Below are 23,234 nucleotides of genomic sequence, written 5' to 3'. Positions count from 1 at the left end.
CCGCACGGAGCGACGTCTATGAACCCCGCAATCTGGATCGTCATCCTCTTTCCTGTCGGCATGCTCGGCTACTATCTGTTGCGCTTGCGACGTAACACGGACGACGACGACCGCGCTGATACCGGTCAGGCGATCATCGATTTTTCGCGTGCGTTCCCGACAGAAGCCATCCGCAGTCTGCATATGACATCCGACGGCATGACCGTGTTCGTGCGCCTTCATGACAACAAGGCCGGCTTCATGCGCAATATGGGCAGGCATCACGCCTGCATGATGCTTGATCCAGAGCGTATTCAGGTCGAGCCCCTGGAAAGCGGTGACGGATTTGTCGTCACCTTTATAGATTCACCGAAATACAGCGGCGCGTACCGTTTCAATACGGTCGGGGAAGCCGCGGAGGTTTCGCTGTGGCTGCTTGGGAGCTATCTTGAGGCCGCAGAGGTGAAACCCGGTGCGCCGATCGATCACGCCGCTGACGAGGCTGCTTCACCGCCATCGCCATCAGCCTCGACCTGAGCGAAAACCGGCGCCGGAACACCGAGCCACGCCGCACAATCGGTTAATGCCCGCTGGGCCATCAGTTGCCTCTTCATGATGGTCTTGTCCTTGCCCCGGAAGCGCTTGAGGCCTTCAGGCCGGACGATGGAGCCGGGTGCCAGTTCAGGGAACAATCCGAAATTGATGTTCATTGGCTGGAAGGAGCGTTTGCCAGGTTCTTCGTCCGTAGACAGGTGACCACCGGTGATGTGGCTGAGCAGCGAGCCTAGCGCTGTCGTGGCAGGAGGCAGGCTGACTGGCTCTCCTTTGCGCTCGGCACTGGCAAACCGTCCGGTCAGCAGGCCGATGGATGCACTTTCCACATAGCCTTCGCAGCCGGTGATCTGACCGGCGAACCGTACCGACGGGCGTGATTTCAGTCTCAAAGACGGATCGAGCAGGCGCGGAGAATCAATATAGGTATTGCGGTGCAAGCCGCCCAGACGCGCAAACTCTGCATTTTCGAGACCGGGAATCATGCGGAAAATGTCGGCCTGCGTGCCGTATTTCAGCTTGGTCTGGAAACCGACCATATTGTAGAGCGTACCCAGCGCATTGTCCTGGCGAAGCTGAACGACGGCATAGGCCTTGACGGTGGGGTTATGGGCGTTGGTGAGGCCCATGGGCTTCATCGGGCCGTGGCGCAACGTTTCACGACCACGTTCCGCCATGATTTCGATCGGCAGGCAACCGTCGAAATAGGGCGTGCCCTCCCATTCCTTGAAGCCGACCGTATCGCCAGCGATGAGAGCATCGATGAAGGCATGATACTGCGCTTCATCCATCGGGCAATTGATATAGTCCTTGCCATTGCCTCCGGGACCGACCTTGTCGTAGCGCGACTGGTACCAGCAGATATCCATATTGATGCTGTCACGGTGCAGAATCGGCGCGATGGCATCGAAGAAAGCCAGCGCGTCTTCCCCCGTCTCGGCCTGAATGGACGCGGCAAGAGCAGGGGATGTCAGCGGGCCGGTGGCGATGATGGTGTTGTCCCAGTCCTGCGGAGGCAGGCCGGAAATTTCCTCGCGAACAATTGTCACCAGCGGATGCGCCTCGAGTTCGGCCGTCACCGCTTCTGCAAAGCCATCGCGGTCCACGGCAAGCGCGCTACCGGCTGGCACCTTGTGTCTGTCAGCGCATGCCATGATCAGCGACCCGGCAAGCCGCATTTCCGCATGAATGACGCCAACTGCATTGGCGGTCGCATCGTCCGAGCGGAAAGAGTTGGAGCAGACGAGCTCGGCGAGGGATTCACCCTGATGCGCATCCGTGCCACGCACACCGCGCATCTCGTGCAGGATCACGGGAATACCGGCCTGAGCGATCTGCCATGCGGCTTCAGAGCCGGCAAGGCCACCGCCAATGACGTGGATAGGAGAATAAGTCTTGTCTTGCATCACGCACCCGCACCGCCCCACAGCACTGAAGTGCATTCGGGCGGACATGTTTGTCTGATTTGAGAGCCTGCCATTTTCAGGAGGCGATTTTGCGGATGAAGTACCACGGGACAGACCGGAGGCCAAACTTTTTCGGTGGTCGCGTTAGATATCCGAGGTCATCTTCGGGCAATGTCCGAGGATAGAGTGGACGAGGCGGCGTCAGAGTTTTGACGCCGCCAGTGAGATGAGAAGAGCGAAATTTAAGCCCTTAGCACCGCATTATCCGGGTCGAACGGGCTTTCGACGACGACTTCGGCATCGTAGAGATCGCCGAGGATTTTGATCTTGAGCTTTGTGCCAACCGCCGAATGATCCGGTGAGAGCATGGCAAGCGCCAGCGACTTGCCTATGCGCCATCCGAAGCCGCCAGATGTGGCACGGCCGACGACCTCGCCTGTGGCATCATAGATGGCTTCCGAGCCACGCGCGTCCACCGTGGTATTTCCCGTCACCACAAGCGTCGAGAAAATCCACTTAAGACCATTTTCCTTGCCAGCGACCACCGCGTCACGACCGATGAACTGCTTTTCCGGCTTGATAAAGCGGTCGAGGCCGGAGGTGTAGGCGTTATATTCCACCGACAGTTCGCGGCCCATGTTGCGGTAGGATTTTTCCAGCGACATGGAGACCATGGCGCGGATACCGAAAGGTTTGATGCCGAATTCTGCCCCTGCTTCCATCAGGCGGTCGAAGATATAGGTCTGCATTTCGATAGGGTGATGCAGTTCCCAGCCAAGTTCACCAACGAAGTTGACGCGCAACGCGTGGGCCGTTGCCACGCCGACCGAGATCTCCTTGGCGGTCAGCCACGGGAAATCCTTGTTGTCGAGGCTCGTGCGGGTGAGCTTTTTCAAAACCTCGCGCGACTTCGGACCGGCCAGCGCCAGAACGCCGTATTTCTGGGTGATCGGCTGCAAGACAACCGAGCCATCAGTTGGTGTCAAGCGGCGCAGGACGTCCTGGTCATGCGTTTCAAGACCACCGGCCGACACGAGACAGAAGCGGCCCGGTGCCCACTCATAGACCGTGAATTCAGCCTTCACGCCACCATCCTTGGTCAGGAGGTGGGTGAGGGCAATGCGCCCACGCTTCTTGGGAATGGCATTTGCCAAAATGCTGTCGAGCCATGCGCGTGCGCCGGGGCCGGAAACTTCCGTTTTTGCGAAGGCGGACATATCCAGTAAGCCGACACTTTCGTGGACGTGTTTCACCTCATTGCCGACGTGCTCGAAATAGTTCGAACGGCGGAATGACCATTTTTCAACGATGCGGCCATCATCCAACGCGGGCGCGTGGTTGTGGTTGGTGAGAACGTCGGCACCAACGCCAAGCTCCTCCGGCTTCAGAGCGTAACCATCCGGCACGAACCAGTTGGCGCGCTCCCAACCATAGACGCTGCCGAACACACCGCCGAGTTTTTTCAGTCGGTCATAGATTGGGGTCGTCTTCAAGGGGCGGGCTGCGGAGCGCTCTTCATCCGGATAGTGCATGGTGAAGACGTTGGCGTAGGCCTCTTCGTTTTTGGCGATGAGGTAGCCTTCGGTCGCATAAGGGCCAAAGCGGCGGGGATCGACGCCCATGAGGTCGAGCGTCGGTTCGCCATCGACGATCCATTCCGCAAGTTGCCAGCCTGCGCCGCCAGCAGCGGTAATGCCAAAGGAGTGACCTTCATTCAGCCAAAAATTCTTCAGACCCGGGGCAGGGCCGACAATAGGGTTGCCGTCAGGCGTGTAAGCAATGGCGCCGTTATAGACTTTCTTGATCCCAACTTCGCCGAAGGCCGGAACGCGGGCAATGGCCGCTTCGATATGCGGCATGAGACGGTCGAGTTCTTCCTGGAATAGCTCGTATTCGCTCTGGTCCGAGGGACCATCGACATAACAGACGGGAGCGCCGACTTCGTAGGGGCCCAGAATGAGGCCGCCTGCCTCTTCGCGCATGTACCATGCGCTATCGGATTCACGCAGGACACCCATTTCCGGCAGGCCTTGTTTGCGACGTTCCAGAATGGCTGGATGTGGTTCGGTGACGATGTACTGATGCTCGACCGGAATGACGGGAATGTTGATGCCCACCATTTCGCCGGTTTTGCGGGCGAAGTTGCCGGTACAGGAAATGACGTGCTCTGCAATGATCTCACCCTTATCCGTCGTCACCTTCCAGTGACCGTCCTCAAGCTGCTCCAGCGCGGTGACTGAGGTGTTGCGGTAAATGGTGGCCCCACGGTCGCGCGCGCCCTTGGCAAGCGCCTGAGTGAGATCTGCGGGTTGGATATAGCCGTCGTCAGGATGCTGGATTGCGCCGAGCAAGCCATCGGTCTCGCATAGCGGCCAGATTTCTTTGACCTCTTCCGGTGTCAAGAGCTTGTAATTGACGCCGATAGTTTCGGCAATACCGGCGTAATACATATACTCGTCCCAGCGGTCTTTGGTGCGGGCGAGACGAATGTTGGAGACTTTGGAGAAGCCGACATTCATGCCGGTTTCTTCTTGAAGTTCCTCATAGAATTTCACCGAGTATTTGTGGATCTGACCCACCGAATAGCTCATGTTGAACAGCGGCAGCAGGCCCGCGGCGTGCCAGGTGGAGCCTGATGTAAGTTCCTTACGCTCAATCAGAACGGCATCGCTCCAGCCTTTTCTGGCCAGATGATAGAGCGTCGAAACACCGACGACGCCGCCACCGATCACCACCGCCCGCGCATGTGTCTTCATGATGCAAGTTCCCCTTGAGGCATATTTGCCCGCATTTGTGCAGACTTTTTCCAACCAATATGGCGCAGACTATGCAATGTCGCACCGTCGCCCAAACGCCTGATTACGACACGCAAAAGGCTCGCCGCGACGGCGAGCCTTTTGACGATTTTCAAGTGTTGTGAGCGTCAGGCTTTACGGTTGCGCACGGAGGCTCTTGCTGTCTCGACTTCAGCATCCTTGGCGGGTTTATCCACATCATCTGGCTTGGGCATATCCGGCTTCGGCGTGGCGGCGGTGGCGGTTTGGGACACGAGGTTCTTGTCGCCTTCGTCAGCCATGAGAGCTGCCAGCGCCTGAGGATTACTGTCACCATCGACATGAATGTTCAGATTGCGCTGTTTCATGGGAATGCTGATTCCCTCTTGGTGGAATCGCTTCAATATTTCCATGCGCAGATTGTTCTTGACGGTGAGGCCATGACTCAGATCGGCCAGATGGAATCGCAGTTCGAAGTCCAGTGCAAATTCTCCGAAGCGCAGGAACTCTACATGGGGCTCCGGGTTGCGAAGAACCGGAGTCTGCTTCTTCACCAGTTCCAGCAGAATATCCATAACCCTCTGCGGATCCGTGTCATAGGAAACGGAAACGGGAATTTCCGCCCGCTGGATGCGATTTCGATGTGTCCAGTTGCCGACGGAGGAGTTGATGAATTCCGAGTTCGGCACGATGATCGATTGGCCGCGGAATGTCTCGATTTCGGTTGCGCGTACTGAAAGGCGCTTGACGGTGCCTTCGACCGTACCCGTCACCACCCAGTCGCCTACCTTGAACGGACGCTCTACCAGAAGGATGAGGCCAGAGACGAAGTTCGATACGATATTCTGCAAACCGAAACCGATACCGACGGACAAGGCGGAAGCAACGAGTGCTAGGCTTGAGAGATCGAGACCCGCCGACGAAATACCAAATATGGCGGCAACCACGACGCCGAGATAACCGATACCGGTACCAACGGAGTTACGTACCCCCGCATCCACCTGGCCCCGTGCCATAACGTTTCTGTCCAGCCATTTCTGGAACCAGCGCGTCACCGCATAGCCGACCACGAAAACGAGAATACCCGTGATGATGCTGATCAGCGAGATGGACGTCTTGCCGATGGAGAAACCCGTCAGTAGGCGGTAGGCCCAGCTTTCGATGTCACCCGGCTGAAAGCCCCAGGAAAAGAGAACCAGCGGCACGCCGAACGCAAGGGCTGCGCAGTAAATGCCAAGCCCCGCGGCAAGACCGGCTTGATCGAGCGGCACAGGCCCGAGCCCGAATCGTCTGCCAAGGTAACGTCCGACGAGCGTCTCTGCAAAGATGCCCTGCTTGGAGATGGCACGGCCAGAGAGGATGCCGATATAGACGGTCGCCAGGACGGCGCCTGTCGAAACGATCTGCGTTGCCAGAAAACGCGCCAGACCCACATAGCCGGTCAAACAAGCACCAATCAGCAGCAAGCCGCCGAAACGCAGAAGCGCAGAAAGCCAGCGCGGCATGCGTTGGTCACGACCATCTCCGTCGATATCCGTGCTGGCCAGCGGCTTGAGGAAAGACAGGGCAAACAGAATAATGCCGATGATGATGGAGGCGACGAAGCTTTTGGCGACGGTGAGGATAAGCGGGGAATTCAGCGTTTCACTGATGGTGCTGAACAGGTAGTCGAGGCCGTTGACCAGCGCCATCACGAGCATCGCGGACGAGATGATATGCGCACCGCGCGTCGAAACCTTGAGCAGGCGCCATTCAGACTGTGTCGGCGAAAAGATCGCATAAGTCAGGCGCGACACGAAGTAGATGAAAGCGATGACAGACATCGCCACGAAAACGATCGGCGCGATATCCGGTCGCAAAACCCCGAAATTATCGAGAAGAAATGCAGATGCGGACATGAACAGGAAGACGGACATCGATTGCACGGTGGTCGACCAGAATGCTACCGACAAGCGCCGCAGATAGGACGGCTCGCCCGAAAACGCCCGCCGCTCCATTCGATGTCCCAAAAAGCGGTAACCACCCACCATGAACAGGAGTGCCGCCACGATGGATAGTGTCACAGCCCCGAACATCGATAGGCGTTTGTAATTCCACACGAAGATTGCCCAGCCTGTCAGGGAATTGCTGAGCGACGAAATCTCGCCGACAAATTCTGTTCCCGCTTCCGCCAGAACCGGCAGCGAGATTTCCGTGCGCTTGAACAGGGTGGCGGCAAAAAGACTGCGACGAAGATTGGTGATGGTGTTGGAAAGACGAGATGCGCTTGCCGAAACGTTCTCGGCGTCACCAAGGACGGCGTTAATCTGCGCTTTTTCCGCATTCAGCTTGTTGCGTTCGTCAGTGACGACGCTGGCCTCGGGAGGGGCGCCATCCTTGGGGGGCTCTCCAAGCGACGTGACCCGTGTGCTGATTTCATCCAGTCGTGTTCGAAGGTGGGCAACGGTGGCGGCAGCGTTGCCCGCGAGATCATCGGCTTTGCCTTTGAGATCGACAAGCTTGGCGTCGTCATTGCCCTTGTTGTCGATCTGCTGGGTGATATCGGCGAGAGTCGCCTTGTCTTTGACAAGTCGGGCTTCTGCCTTCTGCGCGACCGGCAAAACCGAATCCTCGCTGACCGCATCTGGCGTTTGCGCCAAAACCGTTTGCGCGGGAATGATCCACAAAGCCATGAAAGCGAACAGGACAGGCAGCAGCCATCCCTGCCGTTTGGAGAATGTCATCGTGAACGCCCTTCTACTCTTTCCGAATCACTGCGCCAAAGTAGTTGGCGACCAAAAGGTTTCAAGCGTTTCGCCCCGGAAAATGGCATCAGCAGGACACCTTGAAGAAACTATCAGAATCGCCAAGTATGATGATGCAGTAACCGAGGAGGAAATTATGGAATCTGCTGGTATTGGCTGGATAGCCGCAATCATCATCGGTGGCATCGCCGGTTGGCTCGCTGAACAGTTCATGAAGAGCAATATGGGTGTTTTCATGAACATCATTCTGGGGATCGTGGGCGCCATTGTCGCCAACGCAATCCTCGCGGTATTCGGCGTGGTCCTGACGGGCTGGATCGGATATCTCATTGCAGGCTTCGTCGGTGCTTGCATTCTCATCGCCATCGCAAGAGCGTTCCGGCGCTGAGGACAAAAAAGACAATCTGATTGAAAAGGCTGCGTTTCCAGTCTCTTCCAGCGCGGATTTGATTTTTCGAACATGAAAATTGAAGAAATTTCATTTCCACGCTGGACAATCAGAATGATCCTCTTTATACGGCCAATCACACCGTCAGACACGGCGGCGGCGGGTGATTAGCTCAGTTGGTAGAGCAGCTGACTCTTAATCAGCGGGTCGTAGGTTCGAGCCCTACATCACCCACCAAATCTTCTTTCAAGAGATTGACATTGTTGAATTTTACCGCTTTTTGCGGTTGCGCCTTCTCCCCAAATATCTTCTTATAGTCGAAAATTTCGTTGGATTCCGCAAAGCGGTCTTATTCTCCTGCTTAGTGCGTGACATGAGAGCTGTCACCAACATATTGATCCTGGTCGCGGGAGTTGCAGTCAGTGGTCTTGTCGCCGCTTTTACCGTCACTGTCGTTGCGGAAGCCAGTCAGTCGCGTTCATGTCTTGAGGAGGCTTGCGGGTACGCAGCTGTTTTCATGGCGTTCCCGCTGGCCTGGTTCATCCTGTTTTCGCTCTTCGTCATGGCAATGCTGATCTGGCGACGGAAACCGCGACAGGACTGCTGGAAGTAGTGCTCCCTCCGTTGTTTCCCGGCCAGGTTTTGGATTTTGATGAGATTCATGCTCATACAAGGCTTTTCCACGGTTTCATCGCGCCTCTTGAACTTGACACTAGCATTCATATAGCCGACTTTGCAGCCGCTGGGGGATTCGATCCAACGCCTGTCGCTTTATCGCGGCTGGCTTTTCGAATGTGTAAATGTACGCATGTTTTGCCGTTGGAAGCGGGACAATGCGAAAGAATGGAGTGCTTTAATGCGCGCTTTGATCAATTCCCCGTCGCTTTCGGTCGACACCATGGATTATCAGGCTGAATGCCAATTCGCCTTGGAGCCATCGATTCATGGTCTTCTGGAGAAAGCCGAAGGTGCAGGTTGGGACCGAAAACATGCTGTTCTGGCCATTGTCGCGCTTGTCAGCGGTCAGGTATCTGAAAACGACTTCACGGAAGACCGTCTGCTGTCCTGAGGGCAAACCGCACCTGGAACCTGATTGCTTCATCAGAAGCGCCCAGTCGATCCAAACGTGTGTGAAACACGCAGTAAACACAAAACCCGCCGATCGCTCGGCGGGTTTGTTTTATTCGGGGTAGCTCAATTCGTTCACGCCGCCTGTTTGGGCAGGCTGTTCATATCGATGACGAAACGGTAGCGGACGTCGCTCTTGATCATGCGCTCATAGGCTTCGTTGATCTGGTCGATGTTGATCATCTCGATATCGGCAGTGATTCCATTTTCAGCACAGAAATCCAGCATCTCCTGCGTCTCGGCAATGCCGCCGATCATGGAACCTGCAAAAGTCTTGCGGCCCGGGATGAGGCTGAAGGCGTGGACGGAGAGCGGCTTTTCAGGCGCCCCGACCTGCACCAGCGCACCATCGCGCTTCAACAGTGCCAGATAGGAGTCGATGTTATGGTCTGCTGCTACGGCGTCGATGATGAGATCGAGGCTGGAGGCAGCCTTCTTCATCTGCTCGGCGTCTTTCGAAACGATGACTTCATGCGCGCCAAGGCGCTTAGCGTCATCTGCTTTGCCGGGGGAGGTGGTGATCATGACAACGGTCGCACCCATGGCGCTGGCGATCTTGACAGCCATATGGCCGAGACCACCGAGGCCGACCACGCCTACACGGGTGCCAGGACCAGCATTCCAATGGCGCAGTGGCGAATAGGTGGTAATGCCTGCGCACAGCAGTGGCGCTGCTGCAGCAGCGTCCAGGCCTTCGGGGATGTTCAGCACATAGCGGTCGTCTACGACCACATGCGATGAATAACCGCCGAGCGTATGGGCATCGCCGCCCATGGCCTTATCCGGTGAGTTGTAAGTGCCGGTCATGCCGTTTTCGCAATATTGCTCGAGGCCTTCTGCGCAGCTGTCACAGCCGCGGCAGCTATCCACAATGCAGCCCACGCCGACGCGGTCGCCTGTTTTGAACTTGGTGACTTCGGCACCGACACGGCCAACACGGCCGACGATTTCGTGGCCGGGAACGCACGGGAAAAGCGAGCCTGCCCATTCTGCGCGGGCGGTGTGGATATCCGAATGGCAAACGCCGCAGAATTCAATCTCGATCTCGACGTCGCGCGGGCCGGGATCACGGCGCTTTATCGTGGAAAGTTTCAGCGGGGAGGAGCCATCATCGCAGGCATAGGCTGATGTCGTGAACATGAAATGTCACCTGTCTTAGGTTTATCGGATGGGGGCAGACAGCTAGATGGATATCCAGGTCTGCGTGTTGGAAACGTCGGTCGATACAGAAGGTTGCGGCCGGGCATCAGCCCATGTGTCGAACCGCTTCATTTTCCGTCGCGCCAAATACCTCTTCGAAGGCCTGGCGCAAGAAAATATCGACGTCTTCAATCATAACCGGCAATCCCAGATCGACAAGACTGGTCACGCCATATTTCGTGATGCCGCAGGGAACGATGCCGGTGAAATGCGAGAGATCAGGATCGACATTGATCGACAGACCATGAAAACTTACCCATTTGCGCAGACGGATGCCGAGCGCCGCAATCTTGTCTTCGCTGACGGCGCCATCCGGCAATAAAGGTTTTTCAGGACGACGTACCCACACACCAACACGGTCTTCACGCCGCTCTCCGCGTACATTCATCTTGTCGAGTGTGCGGATGATGACGTCTTCCAGGGCGGCCACATAGGCGCGCACATCCTGTTTGCGGCGCTTGAGATCCAGCATGACGTAGACGACGCGTTGGCCGGGGCCGTGGTAAGTATACTCACCGCCGCGCCCGGTGGCGTATACTGGAAAGCGGTCTGGCTGTATCAGGTCCGCGGAATTGGCGCTGGTGCCCGCAGTGTAAAGGGGAGGGTGTTCCAGCAGCCAGACCAGTTCGTTGGCTTTGCCATCTGCAATCGCCGCGACTTCGCGTTCCATCTCCTGGCTTGCCTGTTCGTAAGGCACAGGCGCATCGGAGATTCGCCAGCGAACGGGCGGTGAGCCGGGAATTGCCAGCATTTCTGTCTGGATATCGGTGCGTGTTAGCATGAAAAGTCCTTTCCACAGCCTTCTCGCAGAATGATTTCCAGGCTGCAAGCCCGGCATTTGCGGGCTTCTTTCATATAGGAACGACGCGCCAGATTTTTAATTTCAAAAATCTGTCATGACGCTCTTGTGCACCCAAAGTGCTTTTGGTACATGCACCTTCGTCGGCGCAAGTCGGCTCTACCACGATGCGGTCGTGGCGGAATTGGTAGACGCGCAGCGTTGAGGTCGCTGTGGGGCAACCCGTGGAAGTTCGAGTCTTCTCGACCGCACCAAAGAAACCCGCTTCGGCGGGTTTTTTCTTTTTAAACAGTATGTTCCATGCGTTTGTTGATGTGAATTCTCCGGCGTCGGCAACCTGTTAACGCTGGCGGCTTCGAGCTGCTGCGGTGCGGCGTTTGCTAACCTGTTTCTTCGCAACACGTGTTCTGGGCTTCCGCGTAGTCGTCGCCTTATCGCCTAGGGCGGCTTTGATGATGCTGCCTAAGATGCCGCCTGAAACTGACGTGGAGGCTTTCGCACGACGTTTGGTTCGCCGTGTTTGTCGCACACCTGTTTTCTTGAGGATTTCTGACATTGCGCCTTTCACGACGCCACTGATCAACTGGTCAACGATTTTCGACAACTGTGCCTCACATGCCTATAAAATGTCATCATTTATAATATAGGTGCGGCACCCAACATCAAGCGATCTTTCGGGGTTGCCCGCTCTAGGATTGCTTCTCATGACGAAAGTTTCGTCGCGACTCGTCTTTTATTTCCCCGGTTTCGATCCGCTCGATGCGGCAGCGCACCAGCGTCGCTATGAGCGCAGTGCTACGCAATCGGGCAAGACATTTGGTATCGCTTACACGGTGGGCGGTGTCACTCAAACGGCAGCGGGTAGCCGTATGGAGGTGGAGGCCCTACACGATGGCCATACAAATCAGTCCACTATCTTCATCCATGATCATAATGCGCTTATTTCACAGCTACGCGCGGCTTCCCTCTGGAAACAGATCGCGCTCGGTTTCAAGGCTGGTGCAGGCATCATCCGAGAGGGCGGAGCCTTCGCCTATTTCCGCCATGCCTGGCGATTCGGGCTGTTTTTTCTATTCCCGTTTCTATTCATCTCACTGGGGATCGCTGCCGCTCTATTGATTGCGGCGCTGCCGCTGCTGATCGGTGTTTCCACGCTTTTCTGTCTTCTCACCATTCCGCTTGGCTACCTCTTCTTCGCAAAAGGCGTGATGCCGTTTTCGGAGCGGTTTCACACCCTGCACCTATTTGCGGACTGGCGTTTTGCGCTCGCGGTAGGGCGTGACGAACCGTTGGCGAGGGATTGGATCGAGGACAAGGCGCATCGCGTACTGACGGCGCTGGAGCAGAGGTCAGACGAGGTTCTGTTCGTATCCCACAGCATGGGCGCAAGTCTGGCGCTTGCCGTTGCTGGCCGGGTGCTGGAGTTGAAGGCGGATGCCTTCGATAGTCGAAAGGTCTCGTTCGTCACGCTGGGGGGCGCTGCCCTTCAATGTGCGCTGCTATCCAGCGCGTCGCGGCTGCGCCAGAGCATTGGTGTCATGGCGCGTCATGGCGATCTGAATTGGTTCGATATCCAGTGCCTGACCGACCCCATCCATCTCTACAAGTGTCATACGGCGAAGCTTTCAGGGCACGGTGATGCCGGACAGCCGAAGATCGTGCCGATCCGTTTTAAGCATTCGCTATCGGATGAGCGCTACCGGAAAAACAAGAGCAATTTTTTGCGCATGCACCGTCAATATGTGTTGGGTTCTGACCGCAAATCGGGCTTCGATTTCACGTTGCTGACAGCAGGGCCGTTGCCCGTCGCCTCCTTCGCGGACTTGCGCTCCGACAAGCCGCCACAAATGTAAAAAGGCCCGCGCGAGGTTTCGCGCAGGCCTTTGATCTTGAGGACGTTTGGTTATTCCGGCGCGGACGTCTGCAAGGCGAGGGCATGCAGAACGCCGCCCATATTGCCCTTTAGTGCGTCATAGACCATCTGGTGCTGCTGCACGCGGCTTTTGCCCTTGAAGGCTTCTGCCACGACTTCTGCCGCGTAGTGATCGCCGTCACCGGCGAGATCACGAATGGTTACTTTTGCTCCGGGAATTCCGGCCTTAATCATGTCCTCAATGTCGCCGGGCTTCATTGGCATGGTATGTCTCCTCGATTATTCTGCAGCGGCGAGAAACTCGCCATCCATGAACTGAGGGAACCACGATTCATGGGCCGAGCGCAATTCATTAATCTCGACGGCGCGAGCCGTACCCAGCTTTACGGAGGAGCCGCCGGTCCTGCCGATAGCAACGAGCGAAACGCCTTCTGCTGCCGCCTGCGCGGTGACGGTTTCAAGGTTCTCCTGGCTGACCGTCAACACATAACGGGCCTGATCTTCGCCATAGAATGTCAGGACAGGATTGTGTCCTTCGACGGCATCCACGGTGGCACCGATATCGGACGCCATCGCCATTTCGGCAACAGCAAGTGCCAGGCCACCGGACGAGCAATCGTGGACTGCGCTGGTCAGGCCACCGGTGATGATGGCGCGGACGAAATCGCCGGTCTTCTTTTCGTGGGCCAGATCCACATGCGGCGCAGGGCCATCGGTGCGGCCATGGACATCGCGCATATAGACAGACTGCGCGATGTGTGAGCCCAGCCCCTCCGGAGCGCCCGCGAGAAGAATGACCTCATCGCTGGCTGCGAAGCGAATGCGGGCCATCTTGCCCCAATCGGCCATCAGGCCGACGCCACCAATGGTTGGCGTGGGCAGGATCGCCTGACCGTTGGTTTCGTTGTAAAGCGAGACGTTGCCGGAGACGATCGGGAATTCCAGAGCGAGGCAGGCTTCGCCAATGCCCTTGATGGCATGGACGAGCTGGCTCATGATTTCAGGCTTTTCCGGATTGCCGAAGTTCAGGTTATCGGTGGCGGCCAGCGGCAGCGCGCCAGTTGCGGTGATGTTGCGCCAGCATTCGGCAACGGCCTGTTTGCCGCCTTCGAAGGCGTCTGCCTCAACATAGCGCGGGGTAACGTCAGAGGAGAAAGCCAGCGCCTTCTTGTCATGCCCCTCGACGCGGACAACACCGGCGTCACCGCCCGGTAGTTGCAAGGAATTTCCCTGGATTAGCGTATCATACTGCTCATAAACCCAGCGACGCGACGAGTTGTTGGCAGAACCGACGAGCTTCAGAAGCGCGTCGGCGATATCGGCTTCCGGCACATCATCTTTCGCCAAAGGTGCTGGCACCTTGGCAGACGTCCATGGGCGGTCATATTCGGGGGCTTCGTCGCCCAGTTCCTTGATCGGCAGGTTGGCGACTTCTTCGCCATTGTGCAGAACGCGGAAGCGCAGGTCGTCGGTCGTCTTGCCGACGATGGCGAAGTCCAGACCCCATTTGACGAAGATCGCCTTGGCGACCTCTTCCTTGGAAGGCTCGAGAACCATGAGCATACGCTCCTGGCTTTCCGACAGCATCATTTCGTATGCGGTCATGCGTTCTTCGCGAACCGGAACCTGATCAAGGTTGAGTTCGATGCCGAGGTCGCCCTTGGCACCCATTTCGACGGCAGAGCAGGTAAGGCCAGCGGCGCCCATGTCCTGAATGGCGATGACGGCGCCCGTCTTCATCAGTTCAAGGCAGGCTTCCAGCAGGCACTTTTCGGTGAAGGGGTCGCCGACCTGAACGGTAGGACGCTTTTCTTCGATGGATTCGTCGAACTCGGCCGACGCCATGGTCGCACCGCCGACGCCGTCACGGCCTGTCTTTGCGCCGAGATAAACGACCGGCAGGCCAACGCCTTTGGCTTCCGACAAGAAAATCGCGTCTGACTTAGCGAGACCCGCTGCAAAAGCGTTGACGAGAATGTTGCCGTTGTAGCGCGCGTCAAACTCGACTTCGCCACCGACTGTCGGAACGCCGAAGGAATTACCGTAGCCACCGACGCCGGCAACGACGCCAGCTACGAGGTGGCGGGTTTTCGGATGATCCGGCGAGCCGAAGCGCAGCGCGTTCATGGCGGCGATTGGGCGCGCACCCATGGTGAAGACATCGCGCAGGATGCCGCCGACGCCGGTTGCTGCGCCCTGGTACGGCTCGATGTAGGATGGGTGGTTGTGGCTTTCCATTTTGAAGACGACGACGTCGCCGTCATCGATATCCACAACGCCTGCGTTTTCGCCAGGGCCCTGAATGACGCGCGGACCCGTCGTCGGCAGGGTCTTCAGCCACTTCTTGGACGATTTGTAGGAGCAGTGCTCGTTCCACATCGCGGAGAAAATGCCAAGCTCGGTAAAGCTCGGCTCGCGTCCGATGAGGTCGAGGATACGCTGGTATTCATCGGGCTTCAGCCCATGGGATGCAATGAGTTCCGGGGTGATCTGGATATGATTTGGAAGTGTCATAGGTCTCACGGGGTTCGAGCCGGTACGGGAGTTTCCGGTTCTTTATCGCAAGAGACGGCATCGTGCGACAGGAAAATGTCCTGAGTACCCCGCAAAATCGGCCTTTAACCCAATTTTCATAGCTTGTCTCGCGTGTCAGGCTACGCCTTCATAGCCGGCAGAGCCATTGTCCAGCAGTTGTCGTAGTATGCCGAAGGCTTCGGTAAGCTCGTCGCGGGTTTTGGGGGCGGAAAAACTGATGCGTACCCGGTGATAGATTTTTTCCGATCGCCCGGCTTTGAACTCATCCTCGTCATCTATGAGGATGCCTTCCTTCATGGCCGCACTGCGGAACGTACCTGATAGCCAAGGTTCCGGTAATTTGAGCCACAGGAAAGGAATATCAGGCATCGAATTGAATTCGAAATCCGCAAAGGCGCTGCGGGCAATCTGCTCACGCGCATTGATCTCTTCGGTGACGTTGCTGCGTATGTCATGCGCATCGCCGCTATTGACCATACGGGCGCAGAGTTCAGCCAGCAGGAATGGCAGGCCGCCGGTCATCATGGCGTGGGAAATGCGGATGCGCGAGGCGAAGTTCGATGGGCAGGCCACCCAGCCGCCACGCACGCCAGCCGAAACGGATTTCGACAAGCCGCCGACGACAAAAGTGAGGTCAGGCGCGAATTCAGCGATCATCGGCGGCTGGTCGATGACCATCGCGCCGTAGAGGTTATCTTCTATGATCCAGACATTGTACCGGCGGGCGATATCGGCAATGGTACGGCGGCGATCTTCGGGAAGCGTCGCGCAGGTGGGGTTTTGACCCGTCGGCATGAGGAAAATCATCTTCGGATGCTGCTGCGCGCAGACCCGCTCGAAGTCTTCAGGGATGATACCCTGCTCATCGCTTTCCACCAAAGACGCGCGGCGTCCGGCCAAAATCGCGGCTCTAGCAATCTGAGAATAGGTGACGGGCTCAAAAACGATCCGATCGCCTGGCGATGTCATGGCCGTAATGACACCCATGATGGCCGCATGAGCGCCGAGGGTAGGGACAATGCTGTCCCCCGTGGGCGACCAGCCGCCCTGGCTCAGCCAGCGTACACCGGCCTGCGCCCATTCCTGCGGAAATGCCCGCGCATAGTCGGTGATCTGCAGCGAGCATTCCTTGACGATCTCGGAGATATGCCGGTCGATCAATAGGTTTTGACCGATATCAGGCGCAGCCGTCGTGTTTAGGCGAAACTTGTTTGGTGTATCGGAAGTAGGCCGCGTGCCGCCGAAGGATGCGGCTGCTCGTTCTGGCTTGGCGGCCGGGCTGGGTGTCTGGCTGGCATTCACATAGGTTCCGCGTCCAACTTCACCGCTAACCAAACCACGCTCGTGAATGAGCGAATAAGCGCGGCTGATTGTACCGATTGTCACCCCTAGATCGAAAGCGAGATTTCGCTGAGGCGGTAGTTTTGCGCCAGCGGCAAGGACGCCGTCCGAAATCGCAGCTTCGATCTGGTCAGCGAGCCGGATGTAAAGCGGGCTTGTACCATCGGCGAGGTTTGGTATCCAATTTGTCATGGTGACAATTTCTACATTGTATTCATTGTCACGTCAATTGTATCTATAAACACGAGTTCAATGAGGGACGCTTTGCGGTGATAGGTGCAATATGCTTAAGATGGATCAATATATCAGTACAATAGAAACAATGTATCCCGACGGATATCAGCGCGAGCGGGTTTTTCGGGATAGCGGCGACATGGTTGCACCTCAGTCACTGAAGGTAGCGCGCGGTTTCATTGGACGATTGATCGAGGCAATTGCGCTTTGGAAGAGCAAACGTGCTGGCAGGCTTGCGCTTCGCGAGCTGACCGATGAACAATTATGTGACATCGGCATCAGCAGACAACAGGCTCGGGATGAGGCGCAAAAGGCGTCATTCCCATCCTGGCCGACGCGGCCGCTTTGATATCTTTTGATATCTAACGCGAAACGTAATTTTCCGCCGCAATGTGACGCTGTGTTCCCAAGGTGTCACACCGTTGTCGGTAGACCCGCCATGCGCCAGTCCCAACCGGTGCTGGCGGGGTTTTGTCTTTACGAGCAGCCCTTGCCGCCATTTACCCAACGCTTCACGTCTGTAGTGATACGGGCCGCATGCGGTTCATTCATGGCAGGTCCGAAGGCGTCAACCTTGGCCGGGTTGCCTTCCGCCTGAACCACCAACATTGGGCGCGATTCAGGGCTGTTGCGCGGCACCAGCAAAATACGTGGGCGACCGGAGAATGAATTGAGCTCAGGTGCAAGGCGGTAAGCCTTGAACGCCGGATCGCCAGACTTGAACCAGCAGGCATTGGCACCCAGCGCCACACGCTCCATGACGGGCAGCGCTGCCTGCGATGAGGCCGAGGAAGCTGCTGGCTTTTTTTCGGACTGGCAGGCCGCCAGAGACAGCGCGATGAGGCCGAGGTTTGCAATGTTGAATGCGGTACGACGGGGCAGGCGGTTCATCGCTTCAATCCATAAACGTGGGATGTAAAAAAAGCCGGTATAAACCGGCTTTATTAATAATTAGGCGGCGATCACGCCCAGTGCGGACGCAAACAGCGCGCGTCCATCATTGCCACCGTGAGCGGCTTCGATCAGGTTTTCCGGATGCGGCATCATGCCGAGAACATTGCCCTTGGCATTGATGATACCGGCGATGTCATTCAGAGACCCATTCGGGTTGGTGCCTTCGGCATAACGGAACACGACCTGCCCCTTGTCTTCGATTGACCTCAGTTGCTCCGGCTCTACGAAATAGTTGCCATCATGGTGGGCAACGGGAGAGCGGATGATCTGGCCCTTGTCATAAGCGCGGGTGAATTCTGTGTCGTTATTGACGACTTCGAGCTTCACTTCGCGGCAGACGAATTTGAGCGATGCATTGCGCATCAGCGCACCGGGCAACATGCCAGCTTCGACCAATATCTGGAAGCCATTGCAGACACCAAGAACCTTGACGCCTTTTTCAGCTTTTTCGCGGATGGCCTGCATGACCGGCATCCGTGCGGCAATGGCACCGCAACGGAGGTAATCGCCATAGGAAAAGCCGCCGGGAATGACGATCAGGTCCACATCGGGAATCTCTGTTTCGGTCTGCCAGATGGTGACAGGAGCCTTGCCGGAAATCCGTGTCAAAGCCGCGATCATGTCACGGTCGCGATTGAGGCCCGGAAGCTGGACGACTGCGGATTTCATGGTGTCGACTCCTGAGCGTCAGAGAATAGCGATAGAGTAGTTTTCGATCACCGTGTTGGCGAGGAGCTTTTCGCACATCGCCTTAAGGTCGGCTTCGGCTTTCGCCGGGTCGGCTGCATCCAGTTCCAGATCGAAGACCTTGCCCTGACGGACCTGGCCGACGCCATCGAAACCGAGGCTGCCAAGCGCACCTTCGATTGCCTTACCCTGCGGATCGAGAACGCCGTTCTTCAGCGTAACAGTCACCCGTGCCTTGATCACCTGATGCTCTCCTGATGTCACTTGACCAGAACCGGGCCGGTGCCGCGGATTGGTTCATTTTCGTTGATGATGCCGAGACGACGCGCAACTTCCGAATAGGCTTCGACAAGCCCACCCATATCGCGGCGAAAACGGTCTTTGTCCATCTTTTCCTGCGTTTCGATGTCCCACAGACGGCAGCTATCAGGGGAAATCTCATCTGCCAGAACAATGCGCATCATGTCGCCTTCGAACAGGCGGCCGCATTCGATCTTGAAATCGACGAGCTGGATGCCGACACCGAGGAAAAGACCGGAAAGAAAGTCGTTGACGCGGATGGCGAGCGCCATGATGTCATCAAGCTCGGCCGGGTTCGCCCAGCCAAAAGCGGTGATGTGTTCTTCGGAGACCATCGGATCTTCGAGTGCATCCGATTTGTAATAGAACTCGATGATTGAGCGTGGCAGAACAACGCCTTCATCGATGCCAAGCCTTTTTGAGAGCGAGCCAGCGGCGACGTTGCGTACGACGATCTCAAGCGGAATCATCTCCACTTCCTTGATCAACTGCTCGCGCATGTTGAGGCGGCGGATGAAGTGCGTCGGAATGCCGATTTTATTGAGATGCGTGAACACATATTCGCAGATGCGGTTGTTCAAAACACCCTTACCATCGATGACTTCGTGCTTCTTCTTATTGAAGGCAGTTGCGTCGTCCTTGAAGAACTGGATGAGAGTTCCCGGCTCTGGACCTTCGTAAAGGATCTTGGCCTTGCCTTCGTAAATACGGCGGCGACGGTTCATATTAACAAATCTCTTGGTTGGCGCCGGTGGGCGGCGTTCGTTTCGTCAGTTGAAGCGGTCCCATAAAGGAAAAGAAGCAATTCCACAATGAGGCAGGGCCACGTTCGCTTCAATTCTGGCCTTTGCATGTTGCTTCTACGAGGTGGTGAAGCACGCGCTAGGCCTTTTCAACAGGTTTATTTTACAACGATAGACACATGGTACAGAAAAACACCACGCCATGATATCCGGGTTAAAATTATGTTTTGGGCAAAAGAAACTTGAAATATGGCATCAATATCCACGCCTATAGACAAAGGGCCTTCACTTGGGCGCAACAACGCCAACGGCTTTGGCAGATGTTGACCGTGACCTGTGACGAGAAGCCTCCCGCCATCCGGCGGTTGCAACGAACGCCCCCACCTGATCGGCCGGGAGTGGACGACACAAAGCGTAACCTTGAAGCGAATCGCAGCCAATATCTTGCAGGATGCGGATATGCTCTGCCGTCTCTACGCCCTCCGCCACCACCTTGATACCCAGCGAGTGGCCGATATCTATAATGGAACTCAGCAGTTTGCGTTGCTCGGTCGATTGCGGCGCCAGACGTACGAGCTCGCGATCCACCTTCAATGTGCTCGGATTGACCCTCAAAAGTCCAATGATCGAGGCGTGACCGGTACCGAAGTCATCGATTTCGATGTCGATGCCCAATTGGCGCAACTTCTGCATATTGTGAATGGTGATGTCGTCGCTGTCATCGAGGAAGATGGATTCGAGCAATTCAAACGACAGTGTTCCCGGCTGGATATGAAGGCCATCAAGCGTTGCCATCAGGCCGGGGTCGTGCAGACGCCGTGCGGACACATTGACTGACACCTTGGGTATGGGAATGCCAGCCGTCTGCCATCGCCTGAAATCCGCCAGCGCCTTTTCAAGAATGACGCCATCGATGGCTGCTACGGCATCGAGGTCTTCCGCGATTGCGAGAAACTTGTCCGGCGTCAAAATACCTTCGACCGGGTGATTCCACCGCGCTAGCGTCTCCGCTCCTGAAATGTCCAATGTCTTCGCGTCGAACTGTAACTGGTAGTAGGGAACGAACTCGTCTCGCTCCAGTGCCGTCAGTATCTCGTCGGAAACACGTTTCGTATTGATCAGCCAGTCCTGCGTATCGGTCGAGAAAAACTCACATCTGTTGCGACCGCGCTTTTTGGCATTGTAGAGCGCGATATCCGCATTCAGAAGAACCTGTTTGTAATCCAGATTCGGTCCGATGCCGCAGGCGATTCCAATGCTGGCACCGAACCGGCATTCGTGCCCCTCGTAAAGAACGGGCTTGCGAAGCTCTTCGATGAGCCTGTTGGCGAGCGCCGCGATAACGCTCGTGTTGCCGTAAAAGGGCGATAGAAATACAAACTCGTCGCCGCCGATGCGCGCAGCGAAGTCACCGGGTTTCAGGTTGTCACGTAACATGTCTGCGACATGTTTCAGAATCGCGTCGCCCGTATGATGGCCTAGCGTGTCATTGATCTGCTTGAAGCGATCAAGATCGATATGCAGGATTGCTATGCCCATCTGACTCTCGCTGCAGTCTGCGGTACGCTTGCCAAGCACGTCGTCCAGACAGCGGCGATTTGGCAAGTCGGTTAGATAATCATGCATCGCATTGTGTTCGATGCTGACTCTTGCTTCTTCCAGGTCGATGTTACGCGCTTCCGCAAGTGCTTTCTCGCGCTCCAACTCCTGCCGCAGAAGCACATCTGCGGTGACGTCCCAGTTCACTCCGATCATTTTCTTGCTGCCATCGATATCGATGAAGGGCAGCGACCGCGCGCGTATATAGCGTAGTGCGCCATCCGGTAATATGATCCGGTAGTCTTCCGAAAATGGCTGAAGTTTGTCGATCTTGTTCGAGACGTTGTCTCCGACCCTGCCCAGATCATCGGGGTGAACGCGCGATTCCCATAGCCCGCCAATCTTGACGGGCATACTTCTATCGACGCTGTACATTTCGTACATGCGACCGTCCCAGGTGGTTTCGCCAGCTTCGAAATCCACCTCGAACACGCCGACCTGAGACGCTTCGAGCGCCACTTTCAGGTGACGCGAAATACGCTCCATCTGATGTTCGCTGGCTTTGCGTTCGGATACGTCCATATCTGTGCCGACAATGCGGACGGGTCTGCCATTCTCGTCGCGCTCTACGCAGGCCCCGCGACATTCGATCCAGACCCAGTGGCCTTGCTTATGACGTTCTCGATACTGGAAGGAGACATAGGCAGGATCACCTGCGTTCTGCCGTTCGATGCAATACAATGTGTGTTCGCGATCATCGGGATGAAGCAACTCCAGCCATTTGTCGAAATCCGTTTCGATCGGCTCGTCAGGTGTCAAGCCGCGCATAGCGCGCCATGTATCGGAGCCATACATTTCGCCGGTTACGAAATTCTGGTCCCATACGCCGGACAGCGAGTTGACGAGTGCGTTGTTCCAGCGGCTTTCGCGGAACGCTATTTCTTTCTCTCGCGCCCGCTGGTCGCTGATGTCAGTCAACTGCACCAGTACAGTGGAATTGCGACCAGAGCCGATATTGCTAAAAGACAATACGGCGTGCCGTTCCGCCGCTTCAGCGCCGTTTAGCCGTACCTCCAACGTTACAGGTGATCCACATGCCAAACTGCCAAGAGCAGCAGTTACGCTACCGTGATCATCCGGGTGAACGAAATCCAGAATATGAACCTGGTGATCTGACGCAACGAAAGTAAGGTTTGATGAAACGTAGAAGATTTTACCGCTCTTGTTGATGTGAAGGGCGGGAACTGGCAGGGCGTCAAGAAACTCTATCGGCAACAGGTCCTGATTCACGCGATCCTGCCATATGTTATTAGAAAAAATCTTACACGAACGGGCGCGTATAATCCTCACATTACTGTCGCAGACTTAAGTCCGCATTAAAAGATAGCGTGACGTTTCCAACCTGTAATTTTAAATCCGTATTTTAGTAAATTTAGTCGGGGAAACCTTCGGGTCGTTTCAGCTTGCTGAGAAACTGAGCAAACACCATGGTGCCCTCTGGCCAAGGACCGTGGCCGGATTCCCTGTTGATGTGACCGGACATGCCAGCGTCGATCAATGTCGAGCCCCACGCATTGGCGATGTCACCGGCATGCTCGTATGTGCCAAATGGGTCGTTCTGGCTTGCTATTGTAATCGTAGGGAATGGCAGTGGATCGCGCGGGTAGGGGCCAAATGTCATCAAATGCTTTGGCTTTATCGCCGGGTTCGCGACATCCGGCGGCGACACCAGCATGGCACCGGCAATCTTGTTCTTGATTTGCGGTAGCGCGTGAATGACCGTCGGCACGCCCAGCGAATGTGCAACCAGCACCACAGGCCGCGTGCAGGAGTTCACCTCTTCGACCAGCTTCGCCACCCAATCATCTTTGACTGGCTTCGACCACTCTGCCTGTTCGACACGCCGGGCTGTCGACAGTTTTTCCTGCCAGCGGCTTTGCCAGTGTTCAGGACCGGAATTGGTATAGCCGGGAACGATGAGGATATCTGTTTCAGATGCTTTCATACGGCGTATCTCGGTATCAGAACCGCCACAATCAAGACCGTGGCGGTTTGTTT

Annotated in this window: 20 protein-coding genes and 2 tRNA genes; 7 read left to right on the top strand and 15 right to left on the bottom strand. The window is 56.3% G+C overall.

Going from position 1 to position 23,234, the window contains the following annotated elements; all coding sequences use genetic code 11:
- Positions 1-18 precede the first annotated feature (18 nt).
- The gene (locus ATO67_RS01980) at positions 19-516 is read left to right on the top strand and encodes an FHA domain-containing protein (RefSeq protein ID WP_245303734.1); all 498 of its coding nucleotides are present in this window, start codon (positions 19-21) and stop codon (positions 514-516) included.
- Here the strand turns inward: ATO67_RS01980 and trmFO are convergent.
- The 3 genes from trmFO to ATO67_RS01965 form a co-directional block, all read right to left on the bottom strand.
- The gene (gene trmFO, locus ATO67_RS01975; protein WP_103088647.1) at positions 465-1,937 is read right to left on the bottom strand and encodes a methylenetetrahydrofolate--tRNA-(uracil(54)-C(5))-methyltransferase (FADH(2)-oxidizing) TrmFO; all 1,473 of its coding nucleotides are present in this window, start codon (positions 1,935-1,937) and stop codon (positions 465-467) included. The two genes, ATO67_RS01980 and trmFO, sit on opposite strands and share 52 nt — an antisense overlap.
- Before the next feature lie 242 nt (positions 1,938-2,179).
- Complete coding sequence (locus tag ATO67_RS01970; protein ID WP_067643535.1) at positions 2,180-4,693, bottom strand: GcvT family protein; 2,514 nt, start codon at positions 4,691-4,693, stop codon at positions 2,180-2,182.
- A gap of 167 nt (positions 4,694-4,860) precedes the next feature.
- A complete protein-coding gene (locus tag ATO67_RS01965) occupies positions 4,861-7,434 on the bottom strand; it encodes a mechanosensitive ion channel family protein (RefSeq protein ID WP_082760115.1) in 2,574 nt (857 codons plus the stop codon).
- Between the two features lie 157 nt (positions 7,435-7,591).
- On the opposite strand from ATO67_RS01965, the gene ATO67_RS01960 reads away from it, so the two are divergent.
- Both ATO67_RS01960 and ATO67_RS01955 read left to right on the top strand, forming a co-directional pair.
- Positions 7,592-7,843 carry a GlsB/YeaQ/YmgE family stress response membrane protein gene (locus ATO67_RS01960; RefSeq protein ID WP_045230352.1) on the top strand — a complete coding sequence of 84 codons (252 nt, stop codon included), beginning with the start codon at positions 7,592-7,594 and terminating at the stop codon, positions 7,841-7,843.
- A 161-nt stretch (positions 7,844-8,004) separates the two neighbouring features.
- A tRNA-Lys gene (locus ATO67_RS01955) sits at positions 8,005-8,080 on the top strand.
- A gap of 231 nt (positions 8,081-8,311) precedes the next feature.
- On the opposite strand, the gene ATO67_RS22765 is transcribed toward ATO67_RS01955, so the two are convergent.
- Positions 8,312-8,512: a hypothetical protein gene (locus ATO67_RS22765; protein WP_158667335.1), complete on the bottom strand. Its 201-nt coding sequence runs from the start codon at positions 8,510-8,512 to the stop codon at positions 8,312-8,314.
- Positions 8,513-8,699: 187 nt separating this feature from the next.
- Here ATO67_RS22765 and ATO67_RS01945 point away from each other — a divergent pair, with 187 nt between their 5' ends.
- Positions 8,700-8,912, top strand: coding sequence for a hypothetical protein (locus tag ATO67_RS01945; RefSeq protein WP_067643531.1), 213 nt, complete (start codon positions 8,700-8,702; stop codon positions 8,910-8,912).
- 134 nt (positions 8,913-9,046) lie between these two features.
- On the opposite strand, the gene ATO67_RS01940 is transcribed toward ATO67_RS01945, so the two are convergent.
- Both ATO67_RS01940 and lipB read right to left on the bottom strand, forming a co-directional pair.
- Positions 9,047-10,111 (bottom strand): NAD(P)-dependent alcohol dehydrogenase, encoded by a 1,065-nt coding sequence (locus ATO67_RS01940; protein ID WP_067643530.1) that lies wholly within the window; start codon positions 10,109-10,111, stop codon positions 9,047-9,049.
- Positions 10,112-10,217: 106 nt separating this feature from the next.
- A complete protein-coding gene (lipB, locus tag ATO67_RS01935; RefSeq protein WP_067643528.1) occupies positions 10,218-10,952 on the bottom strand; it encodes a lipoyl(octanoyl) transferase LipB in 735 nt (244 codons plus the stop codon).
- A gap of 187 nt (positions 10,953-11,139) precedes the next feature.
- Between lipB and ATO67_RS01930 the strand changes: the two genes are divergently transcribed.
- Both ATO67_RS01930 and ATO67_RS01920 read left to right on the top strand, forming a co-directional pair.
- Positions 11,140-11,224 (top strand) — tRNA-Leu (locus tag ATO67_RS01930).
- Between the two features lie 450 nt (positions 11,225-11,674).
- Entirely contained in the window at positions 11,675-12,823 is a 1,149-nt protein-coding gene (locus ATO67_RS01920) for a hypothetical protein (protein WP_067643523.1), read from the top strand.
- A 50-nt stretch (positions 12,824-12,873) separates the two neighbouring features.
- Here the strand turns inward: ATO67_RS01920 and ATO67_RS01915 are convergent, their stop codons facing one another.
- From ATO67_RS01915 to ATO67_RS01905, 3 genes are all read right to left on the bottom strand, one after another.
- Positions 12,874-13,107, bottom strand: a complete 234-nt coding sequence (locus tag ATO67_RS01915) for a BolA family protein (RefSeq protein WP_062449602.1) — start codon at positions 13,105-13,107, stop codon at positions 12,874-12,876.
- 15 nt (positions 13,108-13,122) lie between these two features.
- On the bottom strand, positions 13,123-15,357 hold the full coding sequence (purL, locus tag ATO67_RS01910; RefSeq protein ID WP_067643521.1) for a phosphoribosylformylglycinamidine synthase subunit PurL: 2,235 nt from the start codon (positions 15,355-15,357) through the stop codon (positions 13,123-13,125).
- A 135-nt stretch (positions 15,358-15,492) separates the two neighbouring features.
- The gene (locus tag ATO67_RS01905) at positions 15,493-16,911 is read right to left on the bottom strand and encodes an aminotransferase-like domain-containing protein (RefSeq protein WP_067643519.1); all 1,419 of its coding nucleotides are present in this window, start codon (positions 16,909-16,911) and stop codon (positions 15,493-15,495) included.
- Between the two features lie 181 nt (positions 16,912-17,092).
- Here ATO67_RS01905 and ATO67_RS01900 point away from each other — a divergent pair, with 181 nt between their 5' ends.
- Positions 17,093-17,302, top strand: a complete 210-nt coding sequence (locus ATO67_RS01900; protein WP_245303729.1) for a DUF1127 domain-containing protein — start codon at positions 17,093-17,095, stop codon at positions 17,300-17,302.
- 128 nt (positions 17,303-17,430) lie between these two features.
- Here ATO67_RS01900 and ATO67_RS01895 read toward each other — a convergent pair whose 3' ends face one another.
- From ATO67_RS01895 to ATO67_RS01870, 6 genes are all read right to left on the bottom strand, one after another.
- Complete coding sequence (locus tag ATO67_RS01895) at positions 17,431-17,844, bottom strand: hypothetical protein (RefSeq protein ID WP_067643513.1); 414 nt, start codon at positions 17,842-17,844, stop codon at positions 17,431-17,433.
- 60 nt (positions 17,845-17,904) lie between these two features.
- Entirely contained in the window at positions 17,905-18,576 is a 672-nt protein-coding gene (gene purQ / locus ATO67_RS01890) for a phosphoribosylformylglycinamidine synthase subunit PurQ (RefSeq protein ID WP_067643510.1), read from the bottom strand.
- An 18-nt stretch (positions 18,577-18,594) separates the two neighbouring features.
- Positions 18,595-18,837, bottom strand: a complete 243-nt coding sequence (gene purS, locus ATO67_RS01885) for a phosphoribosylformylglycinamidine synthase subunit PurS (RefSeq protein WP_067643507.1) — start codon at positions 18,835-18,837, stop codon at positions 18,595-18,597.
- Positions 18,838-18,854: 17 nt separating this feature from the next.
- Entirely contained in the window at positions 18,855-19,619 is a 765-nt protein-coding gene (gene purC / locus ATO67_RS01880) for a phosphoribosylaminoimidazolesuccinocarboxamide synthase (protein WP_067643505.1), read from the bottom strand.
- Between the two features lie 303 nt (positions 19,620-19,922).
- Positions 19,923-22,466 carry an EAL domain-containing protein gene (locus ATO67_RS01875; RefSeq protein WP_067643503.1) on the bottom strand — a complete coding sequence of 848 codons (2,544 nt, stop codon included), beginning with the start codon at positions 22,464-22,466 and terminating at the stop codon, positions 19,923-19,925.
- A gap of 142 nt (positions 22,467-22,608) precedes the next feature.
- Positions 22,609-23,181: an RBBP9/YdeN family alpha/beta hydrolase gene (locus tag ATO67_RS01870; protein WP_067643500.1), complete on the bottom strand. Its 573-nt coding sequence runs from the start codon at positions 23,179-23,181 to the stop codon at positions 22,609-22,611.
- Positions 23,182-23,234: the final 53 nt, after the last annotated feature.

Source organism: Agrobacterium bohemicum (assembly GCF_001562555.1).
GTDB lineage: Bacteria > Pseudomonadota > Alphaproteobacteria > Rhizobiales > Rhizobiaceae > Agrobacterium > Agrobacterium bohemicum.
Note: the sequence above shows the minus strand (reverse complement) of the source record. Positions and strands in the feature narration are given on the sequence as shown.

What these genes read in the sequence shown, in the direction of transcription:
- ATO67_RS01915 (WP_062449602.1), bottom strand. Translation starts at nt 13,107, where the DNA reads ATGCCAATGAAGCCCGGCGACATTGAGGACATGATTAAGGCCGGAATT.
- ATO67_RS01980 (WP_245303734.1), top strand. Translation starts at nt 19, where the DNA reads ATGAACCCCGCAATCTGGATCGTCATCCTCTTTCCTGTCGGCATGCTC.
- ATO67_RS01940 (WP_067643530.1), bottom strand. Translation starts at nt 10,111, where the DNA reads ATGTTCACGACATCAGCCTATGCCTGCGATGATGGCTCCTCCCCGCTG.
- ATO67_RS22765 (WP_158667335.1), bottom strand. Translation starts at nt 8,512, where the DNA reads ATGAGCATGAATCTCATCAAAATCCAAAACCTGGCCGGGAAACAACGG.
- ATO67_RS01965 (WP_082760115.1), bottom strand. Translation starts at nt 7,434, where the DNA reads ATGACATTCTCCAAACGGCAGGGATGGCTGCTGCCTGTCCTGTTCGCT.
- purQ (WP_067643510.1), bottom strand. Translation starts at nt 18,576, where the DNA reads ATGAAATCCGCAGTCGTCCAGCTTCCGGGCCTCAATCGCGACCGTGAC.
- trmFO (WP_103088647.1), bottom strand. Translation starts at nt 1,937, where the DNA reads ATGCAAGACAAGACTTATTCTCCTATCCACGTCATTGGCGGTGGCCTT.
- ATO67_RS01920 (WP_067643523.1), top strand. Translation starts at nt 11,675, where the DNA reads ATGACGAAAGTTTCGTCGCGACTCGTCTTTTATTTCCCCGGTTTCGAT.
- ATO67_RS01960 (WP_045230352.1), top strand. Translation starts at nt 7,592, where the DNA reads ATGGAATCTGCTGGTATTGGCTGGATAGCCGCAATCATCATCGGTGGC.
- lipB (WP_067643528.1), bottom strand. Translation starts at nt 10,952, where the DNA reads ATGCTAACACGCACCGATATCCAGACAGAAATGCTGGCAATTCCCGGC.
- ATO67_RS01870 (WP_067643500.1), bottom strand. Translation starts at nt 23,181, where the DNA reads ATGAAAGCATCTGAAACAGATATCCTCATCGTTCCCGGCTATACCAAT.
- ATO67_RS01900 (WP_245303729.1), top strand. Translation starts at nt 17,093, where the DNA reads ATGGTTGCACCTCAGTCACTGAAGGTAGCGCGCGGTTTCATTGGACGA.
- ATO67_RS01970 (WP_067643535.1), bottom strand. Translation starts at nt 4,693, where the DNA reads ATGAAGACACATGCGCGGGCGGTGGTGATCGGTGGCGGCGTCGTCGGT.
- ATO67_RS01905 (WP_067643519.1), bottom strand. Translation starts at nt 16,911, where the DNA reads ATGACAAATTGGATACCAAACCTCGCCGATGGTACAAGCCCGCTTTAC.
- ATO67_RS01895 (WP_067643513.1), bottom strand. Translation starts at nt 17,844, where the DNA reads ATGAACCGCCTGCCCCGTCGTACCGCATTCAACATTGCAAACCTCGGC.
- purC (WP_067643505.1), bottom strand. Translation starts at nt 19,619, where the DNA reads ATGAACCGTCGCCGCCGTATTTACGAAGGCAAGGCCAAGATCCTTTAC.
- purL (WP_067643521.1), bottom strand. Translation starts at nt 15,357, where the DNA reads ATGACACTTCCAAATCATATCCAGATCACCCCGGAACTCATTGCATCC.
- ATO67_RS01945 (WP_067643531.1), top strand. Translation starts at nt 8,700, where the DNA reads ATGCGCGCTTTGATCAATTCCCCGTCGCTTTCGGTCGACACCATGGAT.